The organism is Pseudomonas sp. GD04019 (genome assembly GCF_029837695.1).
Lineage (GTDB): Bacteria > Pseudomonadota > Gammaproteobacteria > Pseudomonadales > Pseudomonadaceae > Aquipseudomonas.
Map to the genome: position 1 here is coordinate 292,525 of NZ_JAOEEA010000004.1, position 13,071 is coordinate 305,595.

Here is a 13,071-nt window from a genome sequence, read left to right on the forward strand (position 1 = left end):
AGAACCTATGTCCTAAATTGGTGTTCAGATAGACTCCGGAGCATGTTGGATCGGCCGGATCGTCGGCCGTTTCGTTGCCCCCGAGGATCGCTCCATGGCCGATTACAAAGCTCCCCTGCGCGACATGCGCTTCGTTCTCAATGAAGTCTTCGAAGTCTCCAAGCTCTGGGCCCAGCTGCCAGGTCTGGCCGAAGTGGTCGACGAAGACACCGCTGCCGCGATCCTCGAAGAAGCCGGCAAGGTCACCGGCGGCGTGATCGCCCCGCTGAACCGCAGCGGCGACGAGGAAGGCTGTTCCTGGACCAACGGCGTGGTGAAAACCCCGGCCGGCTTCCCCGAGGCCTACCGGACCTACGCCGAAGGCGGCTGGGTCGGTGTCGGCGGTTCGCCGGACTTCGGCGGCATGGGCATGCCGAAAGTGATCGGCGCCCAGGTCGAGGAAATGGTCAACTCGGCCAACCTGTCCTTCGGCCTGTACCCGATGCTGACCGCCGGTGCCTGCCTGTCGATCCTCAACCACGCCAGCGAAGAGCTGAAGCAGCAGTACCTGCCGAACATGTACGCCGGCGTCTGGGCCGGCTCCATGTGCCTGACCGAGCCGCACGCCGGTACCGACCTGGGCATTATCCGCACCAAGGCCGAACCGCAGGCCGACGGCAGCTACAAGATTTCCGGCACCAAGATCTTCATCACCGGCGGCGAGCACGACCTGACCGAGAACATCGTCCACCTGGTGCTGGCCAAGCTGCCGGACGCCCCGGCCGGTCCGAAAGGCATCTCGCTGTTCCTGGTGCCCAAGGTCATGGTCAACGCCGACGGTTCGCTGGGCGCGCAGAACGCCGTGTCCTGCGGCTCGATCGAACACAAGATGGGCATCAAGGCCTCGGCCACCTGCGTGATGAACTTCGACGGCGCCACCGGCTGGATCGTCGACGAGCCGAACAAGGGCCTCAACGCCATGTTCACCATGATGAACTACGAGCGCCTGGGCGTCGGCATCCAGGGCCTGGCCCTGGGCGAGCGCTCCTACCAGAGCGCCATCGAATACGCCCGCGACCGCATCCAGAGCCGCGCACCGACCGGCCCGGTGAACAAGGACAAGGCCGCCGACCCGATCATCGTGCATCCGGACGTACGTCGCATGCTGCTGACCATGAAGGCGCTGAACGAGGGCGGCCGCGCCTTCTCCAGCTACGTCGCCATGCAGCTGGACACCGCCAAGTACAGCGAAGACAAGGACACCCGCAAGCGCGCCGAAGAACTGGTCGCCCTGCTGACCCCGGTGGCCAAGGCCTTCCTCACCGACATGGGCCTGGAAACCACCATCCACGGCCAGCAGATCTTCGGCGGCCACGGCTTCGTCCGCGAATGGGGCCAGGAGCAGCTGATCCGCGACTGCCGCATCACCCAGATCTACGAAGGTACCAACGGTATCCAGTCGCTGGACCTGATGGGCCGCAAGATCGTCGGCAGCGGCGGCAGCTTCTACAAGCACTTCAGCGACGAAGTGAAGGCCTTCATCGGTAGCGCCGATGCCTCGCTGGGCGAGTTCACCGAGCCGCTGAAAGCCGCCATCGCCAACCTCGATGAGCTGACCGCCTGGGTTATCGCCCAGGCCAAGAGCAACCCGAACGAGATCGGCGCTGCCTCCGTCGAGTACCTGCAGGTGTTTGGCTACACCGCCTACGCCTACGTCTGGGCGCTGATGGCCCGCTCTGCACTGGCCAAGCAGGGTGACGACGAGTTCTACGTGAGCAAGCTGGGTACCGCGCGCTTCTTCTTCGCCCGCCTGCTGCCGCGCATTCACTCGCTGACCGCTTCGGTCAAGGCCGGTAGCGAGTCGCTGTATCTGCTGGACGCCGCTCAGTTCTGAGTCGGTTGATGCATTGAAAAAGCCCCGCTTCGGCGGGGCTTTTTTGTGTCCGGTGAAATGTGAGCAAGCGAAGCGTTGTGTCTGTGCACCAGTTGGCCTACGTCTCTAGGTAGTGTCCCCCGCTGCGCCGATATACTCGGCCACCCTCGGTCAGCTGCACGGGGAAGGGATTTCGCCTCAATGGCTCGGGAATTACTGCATGCAATGGATCTTCATGCTGGTCGGCCTGGTGCTCGGTGCACTGGCTGGGGAATCGATAACCTCCGCCCTGCTTGGCGGCTTGCTGGGGTTGGGCCTGGGTCAGGCGTTGCGCCTGCAGCAGCTGGCGGCGGATAACGAGCGGCTACGCAAGGAGCTGAAAGGCTTTGCCGAGCGCTTCGAACGCGGCACCACGGCGCTGTACGAGCGCCTGGTCAAGCTGGAGGGCGCGCCGCCTGGCGTCGCTGCCACGCCGCTGGCGGAGCAGCCTGTGCCTGCAGAGCCGATTGCCGCCGCGCTGCTGCCTGAGGCTGCACCGATGACCGCAGCCGAGTCCGAGCCTGAATCTGCAGAGCTGGTCTGGGAGCTGCCGGAGCAGCTCAGTCCCTCGCCGCAGGTTGCCTCCGAAGCGCCGCGCCCGACTCCGGTGCCTGTCACGCCCTTGCCGCAGATTCCGCCACGCCCCAGCGAGCCGCGGCGTCCGGAACCGCCGCGCGAGCCGTCGGCCATCGAGCGTGGCTTCGCCCTGGCCAAGGCCTGGCTGCTGGGTGGCAACACCGTGCTGCGGGTCGGCGTGGTGCTGCTGTTCCTCGGCCTGGCTTTCCTCCTGCGCTACGCCACCGAGGGCATGGTGGTGCCGGTGGAGCTGCGCTACGCCGGAGTGGCGGCCAGCGCCATCGCCTTGCTCGGCCTCGGCTGGTGGCTGCGCCGACGCAATCCGAACTACGGTCTGATGTTGCAGGGCACTGGTATCGCCGTGCTGTACCTGACGGTGTTCGCCGCCATGCGCCTGCATCCGCTGCTCGATCCCAAGCTGGCGCTCGGCCTGCTGGTGCTGGTCACCGCCTTTTCGGCCATCCTCGCCGTGGCACAGAACGCCCTGGGCCTGGCGGTGGCGGCGGCGCTCGGCGGTTTCGCCGCGCCGATCCTCACCTCCACCGGCAGCGGCAACCATGTGGCGCTGTTCTCCTACTTCATTCTGCTCAACACCGGCATCCTTGCTATCGCCTGGTTCAAGGCCTGGCGCCTGCTCAACCTGGTCGGTTTCGTCGGTACCTTCGGCATCGGCTTCGCCTGGGGCATCCGCTCATACACGCCAGAGCTGTTATGGAGCACTGAGCCGTTCCTGCTGCTGTTCTTCCTGATGTACGTGGCCATCGGCCTGCTGTTCGCCCGGCGCAAGCTGCGTGAGGCGGCGGATGCTCCCGAGGGCCGCGACGAGTTGCTGCGCTGGTCCCGCGGCCGCGCCGATTATGTCGACGGCACCGTGCTGTTCGGCCCGCCACTGGTGGGCTTCGGCCTGCAGTACGCCATCGTCCAGCACCTCGAGTTCGCCGCCGCCTTCAGCGCTCTCGGCCTGGGCCTGTTCTATCTGGTCCTGGCGCGCCTGCTGCGCGGGCGCAACGTATTGCTGCTGATGGAGACCTGCCTGGCCCTGGGCGTGGTGTTTGCCACTCTGGCCATTCCGCTGGGCCTGGACGCGCGCTGGACCTCCGCCGCCTGGGCGATGGAGGGCGCCGGCATCTACTGGTTGGGCCTGCGCCAGGGTCGGCCGCTGGCGCGCAGCTTCGCCTTGTTCCTGCAATTCGCGGCGGCGCTGGCCTTCCTCGGCGGGATCGATTTCTCCATCCCCAGCGACACGGTGCTCGACGGCGCACCGCTGGGCGCGCTGATGCTCGGGGTGGCGCTGCTGTTCAGCTTCTGGCAACTGCGCCAGGCGCCGGCGGACGTCAGCCGGGCCAGGGAGCGCCGTGGCCTGCCGCTGCTGGCGACTGCCGGGCTGGGCTTCCTCTATCTGATCGCCCCGCTGTGCCTGGGCCCGGAAGGCACGGCCATCGCCTGGGCGCTGGCCGGCCTGGCGACCCTGTTTGCCGGCCTGCGCCTGCAGTCGCGGACCTTCCTGTTCAGCGCATTCGCCATCCAGTTGCTCGGTGGCGTGCTGTTCCTCGCGCGGCTGCGCGGCGCCGATGCGGATGGCGCGGGCGTGCTCGACTCCGGCTGGCGCGGCCTGATGGTCTGCTCGCTGATCGGCCTGGCGCTGGTGGCCGGCATGCTGATCGCTGTGCGCGACAAGCTGGTCAGCGAGGACCGCGGCCTGATGCGCGGTCTGTCGCTGGTGATGCTGGTCGGCCTGCTGTTCGTCAACCTGGCGGTGCTGTTCGTGCTGCCCTGGCAGAGTGCCGCGGCGGTGTGGGCCGGTACGGGCCTGCTGATCATCTGGCTCAGCCTGCGCCTGCAGTTGCGCGCCAGCTTCCTGTTCGGCCTGCTGCTGCAGGTGGTCGGTGGCGTCACCTTCCTCGCGGTCAGTCCGTTGCTGCTCGGTTATCTGCCCAGCGGGGGGCTGCGCCCGCTGGCGCATGCCGGCTTCTGGGCGCCGCTGGTGCTGGCCCTGGCCGCGCAGGTCGGCGCCTGGCGCTTGCGCCATGCGCTGCTGCGCCAGCAGGCGGGCTCCCTTGGCAGTCTGAGCCTGCAGCGCCTGTCCCAGCTGTTGCTGGCCTGGGGCGCTGGTTGGTGGGCGCTGGCCCTGAGCAGCGAGGTGTTGCGCTTCGTCGCGGTCGATCTGCAGGGCGCCGCGCTGCTGACGCTGGCGGCGCTCAGTGTGGCGCTGTGGAGCTGGCTGGCCGGGCGCCTGCGCTGGCGTTCGCTGGCAATGCTGTGCAGCCTGCTGGTGCCGGCTGGCCTGGTGATTCTGCTGCACCTGGCTCATCACCTCTATCATCCGGCGGCCGGTTTCGGCTGGCTCGGCTGGGGCCTGCTGTTCGCCGTTCACCTGTGGTCGCTCAAGCGTCTGGCCGAGCTGCTGCCGGCAGGCGTGCGCAGTGCCGCTCATGTGCTCGGCTGCTGGCTGATCCTTGGCGTACTGGCGCTGGAGTTGCGCTACCTGCTGATGCTGCTGGCCGAGCACTACAACGCCTGGCGCTGGCTGGGCTGGGCCGTGCTGCCGAGCGCCTTCCTCCTGGCGATGGCCGCACCGCGTGCCTGGCCCTGGCCGGTGGCAGCCTACCCGCGCGAATACCGGGTACTGGCCGCGGCGCCGTTGGCGCTGCTGATGCTCGGCTGGCTGTGGCTGGCCAACATCGCCAGCGACGGCAGCGCCGATCCGCTGCCCTACCTGCCGCTGTTCAACCCGCTTGAGCTGGGCATGCTGCTGGTGCTGCTGGCGATCTACAGCTGGCTGCGCGCCGGCCTGCCACAGCTGGGGCTGGCGGCGCACAGCGAGCGCATCGCGCAGATGGTCGCCGGTGCGACGCTGTTCGCCGTGCTCACCGCCAGCGTGTTCCGCGCCGCCCATCACTGGGGCAGCGTGCCCTATGAGCTGGATGCGCTGCTCGATTCCATGCTGGTGCAGGCCGGCCTGTCCATCGTCTGGACCCTGATCGCCCTGCCGCTGATGATCCTCGGCCACCTGCGCGGCCGCCGCGAGCTGTGGCTGCTGGGCGCGGCGCTGATCGCGGTGGTGGTGGCCAAGCTGTTCTTCGTCGAACTGGGCAACCGTGGTGGCCTGGAACGCATCATTTCCTTTATCGGCGTCGGCGTGCTGTTGCTGGTGGTGGGCTACTTCGCCCCGCTGCCGCCGCGCAAACCCGAATCTGCACAGGTGAATGCATGAACAAATGCTTGTCGATCGCCCTCGCGGCCCTGCTCGTCGCGCCGCTGGCACAGGCCGAGTACGCCACCCAGGTGCCACTGACGCTGGAGGGTGAGGGCCCCTGGTATCGCCTGGAGCTGCCGCTCGGTGTGCAGATGGCCGCCAGCCACGCCGACCTGCGCGACCTGCGGGTGCTCAATGCAGAGGGTGAGGAGCTGGCCTATGCCCTGACCCTGGGCAGCGCCCAGCCCGAGGAGAAGCGCCAGGAGGCTGCGGTGAAGTGGTTCCCGCTGCGCGGCGCGGCCGATACCCAGGCGGCGCCGGCGATCCGCGTGCAACGCGGTACCAGCGGCACCCTGGTGGAGGTTGCACCGGACTCCTCCGCCAGCGGCGAGCAAATTCTGCGTGGCTGGCTGCTCGACGCCAGCGCCTTCGACCAGCCGCTGCACCGCCTGCAGCTGGACTGGAGCTCCGATCAGGAAGGCTTCCAGCGTTTCACCATCGAGGCCAGCGACGACCTGCAGCATTGGCAGCGCTGGGAAGACGGGCAGATCGCCCGCCTGAGCTTCGCCGACGAGCGCGTCGAGCAGCGTGAAGTGGAGTTACCGGGCGCCAAGGCGCGTTACTTGCGTCTGCTCTGGCAGGCGCCGCAACAGGCCCCGGCATTGCTGGCCGCGCGCGTGGTGAGCATCGAGAGCCAGGACCTGGCGCCGCCGCTGGCCTGGTCTGCGCCGCTGGCGTCGACCTCGAGCAAGGTCGGCGAGTACAGCTGGGAGCTGCCCCTGTCGCTGCCGCTGGAGCGTGTGCGGGTGTCGTTGCCCGAGGGCAATGTGCTGGCGCCGGTCAGCCTCTCGTCCCGCGGCGCCGGCAAGCTGGAGTGGCAGCCGCTGACCAGCGGACTGCTCTATCGCCTGCCGCAGGACGGCAAGGAAGTGCTGCAGGACGAGATCGAGCTATGGGGCACGCCGGTACAGCAGCTGCGTCTGCGCGTCGATGCCCGCGGCGGCGGCCTCGACAAGGAGGCGCCGAGTTTGCGGGTCGCCGTACGCGGTACCCAGGTGGTGTTCCTCGCCCGCGGTTCGGCGCCTTATCGGCTGGTTGTCGGCGATGCTTCGGCCCGCTCCGCGGCGTTGCCGCTGGGCACCCTGATTCCCGGTTACGAGCCCAAGCGCCTGGCCAGCCTCGGTCGCGCCATCGCACCTACGGAGGTGCCTGAGATCGTGCGTGATGCGGCCGACGCGGCGCAGTCCGCGGCGGACTGGAAACGTGTCGGCCTGTGGGCGGTGCTGCTGGCTGGCGTAGCCCTGCTTGGCGGCATGGCCTTCAGTCTATTGCGCAAGCCAGGAGTCAGTGAACACTAGTTCTCCCGTGTCAACTGCTTAGTGAAATGAGTGGTAAATCACGTTAGAGTCGGCCCCGTTCCACCGGTCCAATAACAATCATAAGGACAATCCGATGAAGCGCTTACTGACTCCGTTGGCGGCCGCCTGCCTGCTGGCCGGTACTTCTTTTTCGCTGCACGCGTCGCCCTACTCTTCCCTGGTCGTATTCGGCGATAGCCTAAGCGACGCCGGCTGGTTCACCGACGCCGACGGCCCCGTGCGCTTTACCAATCGCGTCGGGCCGGGCTACCTGCCGGGTGAAGCCTATGGTCCCGTGGCGCCCATGCTGCTGGGAGGCCAGTTGGGGCTCGGCGAAGACGGCCTGGCCGCCGCGAACTCTGGCGGCAGCAACTGGGCGGTAGGCGGTTATCGCACCGACCAGATTCTCGACTCGATCAACAACGAGTACCTGACCAGCACTGGGTTGCGCGCAGACCCTAATGCCCTGTACTACGTTACTGGTGGTGGCAACGATTTCCTGCAGTTCCGCGTGACCAGCCCTGCTACCGCCCAGGCTGCTGCCGGCCGCCTGGTCGACAGCGTCCAGGCGCTGCAGCAGGCTGGCGCGCGCCATATCATGGTCTGGCTGCTGCCGGATGTAGGTAAGACCCCGGCCCTCTCGGGCAGCGGACTGGCGGCCACCGTCTCGCAACTGGGCGTCGAGTTCAACAATGAGCTGGTGCGTCAGTTGTCCACGGTCAACGCCGAGATCATCCCGCTGAACGTGCCGCTGATGCTCTCCGAGGTGCTGGCGAATCCCGGCCAATACGGCCTGGCTACCGACCAGGACCTTATCGGTACCTGCTTCGATGACTGCACGGTGCAGAACCCGATCTACGGCATCAACGGCACCAACCCCGACCCGACCAAGCTGCTGTTCAACGATGGCGTGCACCCGACCATCGCCGGTCAGACTCTGATCGCCGATTACGCCTATTCCCTGCTGGCCGCACCTTGGGAAATCAGCCTGCTGCCGGAAATGGCGCATGGCACCCTGCGTTCGCACCAGGATCAGCTGCGCGCCCAATGGCAGGCGGATTTTGAGGCCTGGCAGGCAGTCGGCCAGTGGCGCTCGTTCGTCAACGGCGGCGGCCAGCGCCTCACCTATGACATCTACGAGAGCGATGCCGATGGCAACGGTTACAGCCTCAACTTCGGCGGCAGCTATCGCCTCGACGAGGCCTGGCGCGTAGGCCTGGCCGCTGGGCTGTACGAGCAGGACCTGGAAGCCGGCGAGGCCGACTCCGACTACGACCTGCGCAGCTATCTGACCACCGCCTTCGCCCAGTACCAGCAGAATCGCTGGTGGGGTGAGCTGGCTGCCAGTGTCGGCTATCTGGACTATCACGATATCAAGCGCAAATTCGACATGGGCCCGACCACCCGTAGCGAGAAGGCCGATACCGACGGCGACCTGTGGAGCCTGAGCGGCCGTGTCGGCTACGACATCGCCCAGAGTCCGGACAGCCAATGGCACCTGAGCCCCTTCGTCAGCGCGGACTACGCGCGGGTCGAAGTCGATGGCTATGCCGAGGACAGCCAGAGCGCCACTGCACTCAACTACGACGATCAGAAACGTACCTCAAAGCGCCTCGGTATCGGCCTGCAGGGGCTGTTCGATCTGAACCAGCAGACCCGCCTGTTCGGCGAAGTGGCGATGGAGCGCGAGTACGAGGACGACGCCACCGAAGTTGACATGTCCCTGCGTAGCCTGCCGACCATCGGCTACACCCTGGATGGCTACACCCCGGACGACAAGACCTGGCGCGCCAGCTTCGGCGTCAGCCACAAGCTCGCTCCGGGCATGGCCGTCCGTGGTGCATACACCTACCGCGACGCCGACGACAGCGACCAGCATGGCATCAACCTGTCCCTGTCCTGGGACCTATAAGCGCTCTATGACGTGGCCCCGCAACGGGGCCACGCTTTTGAACTTCCCCCGTGTCGCCATCCTCTCATCTGCTGTCCGGTTCGGCAGAGGCGCCCGCGCGCGCAAACGGTTAAACTGCCGCCGATTTTTCCCAGTTCCCGGAGCTCCTCCATGTCGCGCGTCACCCTCAGCCGCTACCTGATCGAACAGACCCGCAGTCACAACACCCCGGCCGACCTGCGTTTCCTCATCGAGGTGGTCGCGCGCGCGTGCAAGGAAATCAGCCATGCCGTGTCCAAGGGCGCCCTCGGCGGCGTGCTCGGCAGCATGGGCACCGAGAACGTGCAGGGCGAGGTGCAGAAGAAGCTCGACGTGATCTCCAACGAGATCCTCCTCGAAGCCAATGAGTGGGGCGGCCACCTGGCCGGCATGGCCTCCGAAGAGATGGACAACGCCTACCAGATCCCCGGCAAGTATCCGAAGGGCGCCTACCTGCTGGTGTTCGACCCGCTGGACGGCTCCAGCAACATCGACGTCAACGTCTCGGTCGGCACCATCTTCTCCGTGCTGCGCTGCCCGGACGAATACCTGAGCCAGAACGACAGCCTGGACGAGAAGGCCTTCCTCCAGCCGGGCACCAAGCAGGTTGCCGCCGGTTACGCCATCTACGGCCCGCAGACCATGCTGATGCTGACCCTCGGCGATGGCGTCATGGGCTTCACCCTGGATCGCGAGATGGGCAGCTTCGTGCTCACCCACGACAACATCCGCGTGCCGGAGAGCACTGCCGAGTTCGCTATCAACATGTCCAACCAGCGCCATTGGGAAGCCCCGGTGCAGGGCTATGTTTCCGAGCTGCTGGCCGGCAAGGAAGGCCCGCTGGGCAAGAACTACAACATGCGCTGGATCGCCTCCATGGTGGCCGACGTGCATCGCATCCTCACCCGTGGCGGCCTGTTCATGTACCCGCGCGATGCCCGCGAGCCGGAGAAGCCGGGCAAGCTGCGCCTGATGTACGAGGCCAACCCGATGTCGATGCTTATCGAGCAGGCCGGCGGCGCCGCCACCAACGGCACCCAGCGCATCCTCGACATCCAGCCGGAGTCGCTGCACCAGCGCGTGGCGGTGTTCCTCGGCTCCAAGGAAGAAGTCGAGCGCGTCACCGGCTACCACAAGGCTTGACCATGAGCGCCTGGCAGCCGCTGCTGGACTGGTGGTTCGGTGATACCGAAGCCGCCGCCAGCGTCGTGGCTGCCAACCGCCAGGGATTGTGGTTCGGCTACCGCGCCGAGCAGGACGACGAGGCCCGCCGGCTGTTCGGCGAGCCCTGCGCAGCTGCTCTCGCCGGCGCTTTGCAAGACTGGGCCGAGCTGCCGCAAGGCTGGCTGGCGTTGATCCTGCTGCTGGACCAGTTGCCGCGGATGATCCATCGCTCTACTCCGCAAGCCTTCTCTGGCGATGTCCGCGCGCAAGCGCTGGTTCGTCAAGGCTTGGAACTGGGTCTGGATACCCGCCTGCCGGCGATCTGTCGGGTATTTCCCTATCTGGTGCTGGAGCACGCCGAAGACCTCGCCTTGCAGGATGAGGCGGCCGCGCGTTTCGCCGCATTGCGCGAGCAGGTTCCCGCCGACCAGCGCGCGCCATTCGATGGCTATCTGGATTACGCCGAGCGCCACCGCCAGGTGATCCGCCGCTTTGGCCGCTTCCCGCATCGCAACGACAGCCTCGGACGTACCTCTACGGCTGAGGAGCTGGCGTTTCTCGAACAACCGGGCTCGCGCTTCTAGGCCACGCATTCGCCACTCGCGAACTGCGCGCCGGTTCGAGGGGCGCAGAGGCGCAATCGGTCGCGTCCTGTGCCAAGCTCTCTCGCAGTTTTCCTTCCTCTGGAGTCCCCCATGTCGCTGCGCAACTTCGCCATCCTCGCCGCCTGTGTCCTGCTCGCCGCCTGCAGCAAGATCAACCAGGACAACTATTCGAAGCTCAAGGCCGGCATGCCCAAGGCCGAGGTGGAGAGCCTGCTGGGCAGCCCCACCGAGTGTTCCGGCGCCATCGGCCTGACCAGCTGCACCTGGGGCGACGAGAAGACCTTCATCAGTGTCCAGTTCGCCGGCGACAAGGTGATGATGTTCTCTGGCCAGGGCCTGAAATAAGGTTGCGGCGAGATAACTCGCTCCTTCGGCCTGGATCGTGGTCGAAAGCGCACAGGCCCGAAGGAGAACCCGTTATGCGCCCAATCCTGCTTTCCCTGCTGTTGTTCACCCTGATCGGCTGCGCCGGCTCCGGCGAGCCGGACGATCCGCCGCAGACCGCGGGCCGGGTCGACCTGCAGCGCTACCAGGGCGCCTGGTACGAACTGGCCCGCCTGCCGATGTTCTTTCAGCGTCACTGTGTTGCCTCGGAGGCGCACTACCGCCTGCAGGATGACGGTCGCGTAGCGGTGACCAACCGTTGCCGTACCGAGGATGGCGAGTGGCAGGAGGCGAACGGTCAGGCCGAGCTGCAGCAGGCGGGGCACACCGACAAGCTGTGGGTGCGCTTCGACAACTGGTTCAGCAAGCTCTTCCCCGGCCTGAGCAAGGGCGACTACTGGGTGCTATATCTCGAGGAAGACTACAGCGTCGCGCTGGTCGGCCATCCGAATCGCGAGTACCTGTGGCTGCTGTCGCGCAAGCCGCAAGTCAGCAACGAGGTGCGCGAGCGCCTGCTGACCGAGGCCAAATCTCGTGGCTACGACACCAGCGAGCTAATTTGGCGCGCCGACTAGCGCTTCTTGCTGCGCAGCTTCACCGTGATCAGGGTATCGCCGCTGCCGTGCTCGAACAGGCACTGCGCGGGCGTCGGCTTGCCTTTGAGCAATGTCGGGTTGGTCGAGAAACCGACCGGCTCCCGCGGTATGCCGCGCGGGCTCAGCGCCAGCGTGCCGTTGCCGTCCAGGTCTTGGAACAGCTGCACGGCATAGCGTCCCGGCGGCAGGTCGCGCAGGCGCAGTTCGCCGTCCTCGCCCTGGATCTGGCGCAGGATGGAGCCGTTCCAGTCGGGTTGGTCGGCGGAGAGCAGGGCCAGGTGCACGGGGGCATTGGCCTGTTTGCCCTCGACCCTGACCAGAATGTCCCCGGCGACCGTCTGTGAACTGACGAACAGCAGCGCCAGCAGGCATGGCCAGGTTACGGTTTGAAGAAATCGCTGTGGCATAATCCGGCCATTCTGCAGGGAATAGGCAAGGGATGCGTCAGGTTTTAGTGGTCCATTTTTCACAAACCGGCCAGTTGGGGCGGCTGACCCAGTCGGTATGCGCTCCGCTGGAGAAAGCCGACGGCGTTCAGGTCGACCATCTCGCACTGCAGCCGGCCCAGCCTTTTCCCTTCCCCTGGCCGTTCCTCGGCTTCTTCCGCATCTTCCCCGAAACCGTGCTAATGCGCCCGCAGCCGCTGTTGCCGCTGCAGGTGGATGCCGGCAAGCGCTACGACCTTGTGATTCTTGCCTACCAGGTGTGGTTCCTCTCGCCGTCGCTGCCGCTGACCAGTTTCCTCGCCTCGCCCGAGGCGGCCAGTCTGCTCAAGGACACCCCGGTAGTGACCCTGATCGGCTGCCGCAACATGTGGCTGATGGCCCAGGAGAAGGTCAAGGCCAAGCTGGCCGAGCTGGGCGCGCGCCTGGTCGACAATATCGCCCTGACCGACGCCTGCGGCACCGCCGCGAGCTTCCTGGCCACGCCGCTGTGGATGTTCACCGGCCGGCAGAAACCCTATTCCTGGGTACCGCGTGCCGGCATCGAGGAGGGCGAGATCGTCGCCGCCAGCCGCTTCGGCGAGGCCATGGTGCAGCGCCTGACCCGCGACACGCAGACCATCACCGAGCCCATGCTCAAGGGCCTCGGCGCCGTGCGCATCGACGAGAAGCTGATCGGCAGCGAGAAGGTCGGCAACCGCAGCTTCCAGTTGTGGAGCCGCCTGCTCTCCGCCCTCGGCCCGCAGCAGAGCCGTCGTCGTGGCGCCGGCCTGGTGGTCTACATCGTCTTCCTGCTGTGCCTGATCGTTACCGTGGTGCCGCTCGGCGCCCTGCTCAAGAAATTGCTGGCTCCGCTGTCCAGGGAACGGACGTTGCGTGAAAAGGCCTACTTCGCCGGCCCGTCCGGCGAGTGAAGTGACCCGAGGAA

Annotated in this window: 10 protein-coding genes; 9 read left to right on the plus strand and 1 reads right to left on the minus strand. The window is 66.5% G+C overall.

Translation table 11 applies throughout. The features are described from left to right. Positions 1-94 precede the first annotated feature (94 nt). The 8 genes from N7607_RS08790 (at position 95) to N7607_RS08825 (ending at position 11,679) form a co-directional block, all read left to right on the plus strand. A complete protein-coding gene (locus N7607_RS08790; protein ID WP_279868927.1) occupies positions 95-1,873 on the plus strand; it encodes an acyl-CoA dehydrogenase C-terminal domain-containing protein in 1,779 nt (592 codons plus the stop codon). A gap of 199 nt (positions 1,874-2,072) precedes the next feature. Further along, positions 2,073-5,681, plus strand: coding sequence for a DUF2339 domain-containing protein (locus tag N7607_RS08795; RefSeq protein WP_279868928.1), 3,609 nt, complete (start codon positions 2,073-2,075; stop codon positions 5,679-5,681). After that, the gene (locus N7607_RS08800) at positions 5,678-7,021 is read left to right on the plus strand and encodes a DUF3999 domain-containing protein (RefSeq protein ID WP_279868929.1); all 1,344 of its coding nucleotides are present in this window, start codon (positions 5,678-5,680) and stop codon (positions 7,019-7,021) included. Before N7607_RS08795 ends, N7607_RS08800 begins: the two co-directional genes overlap by 4 nt. A gap of 94 nt (positions 7,022-7,115) precedes the next feature. Continuing rightward, positions 7,116-8,933, plus strand: coding sequence for an autotransporter domain-containing SGNH/GDSL hydrolase family protein (locus N7607_RS08805; protein WP_279868931.1), 1,818 nt, complete (start codon positions 7,116-7,118; stop codon positions 8,931-8,933). A gap of 150 nt (positions 8,934-9,083) precedes the next feature. Further along, positions 9,084-10,094 (plus strand): class 1 fructose-bisphosphatase, encoded by a 1,011-nt coding sequence (locus N7607_RS08810; protein WP_279868933.1) that lies wholly within the window; start codon positions 9,084-9,086, stop codon positions 10,092-10,094. A gap of 2 nt (positions 10,095-10,096) precedes the next feature. Continuing rightward, positions 10,097-10,699, plus strand: a complete 603-nt coding sequence (locus N7607_RS08815) for a DUF924 domain-containing protein (RefSeq protein WP_279868935.1) — start codon at positions 10,097-10,099, stop codon at positions 10,697-10,699. A gap of 111 nt (positions 10,700-10,810) precedes the next feature. Beyond that, positions 10,811-11,065: a hypothetical protein gene (locus N7607_RS08820; protein WP_279868937.1), complete on the plus strand. Its 255-nt coding sequence runs from the start codon at positions 10,811-10,813 to the stop codon at positions 11,063-11,065. A 74-nt stretch (positions 11,066-11,139) separates the two neighbouring features. Then, complete coding sequence (locus N7607_RS08825; protein ID WP_279868938.1) at positions 11,140-11,679, plus strand: lipocalin family protein; 540 nt, start codon at positions 11,140-11,142, stop codon at positions 11,677-11,679. Here the strand turns inward: N7607_RS08825 and N7607_RS08830 are convergent. Continuing rightward, positions 11,676-12,107 carry a DUF2141 domain-containing protein gene (locus tag N7607_RS08830; protein ID WP_279868939.1) on the minus strand — a complete coding sequence of 144 codons (432 nt, stop codon included), beginning with the start codon at positions 12,105-12,107 and terminating at the stop codon, positions 11,676-11,678. The two genes, N7607_RS08825 and N7607_RS08830, sit on opposite strands and share 4 nt — an antisense overlap. Before the next feature lie 32 nt (positions 12,108-12,139). Between N7607_RS08830 and N7607_RS08835 the strand changes: the two genes are divergently transcribed. Beyond that, positions 12,140-13,057 (plus strand): dialkylrecorsinol condensing enzyme, encoded by a 918-nt coding sequence (locus N7607_RS08835; protein WP_279868940.1) that lies wholly within the window; start codon positions 12,140-12,142, stop codon positions 13,055-13,057. Positions 13,058-13,071: the final 14 nt, after the last annotated feature.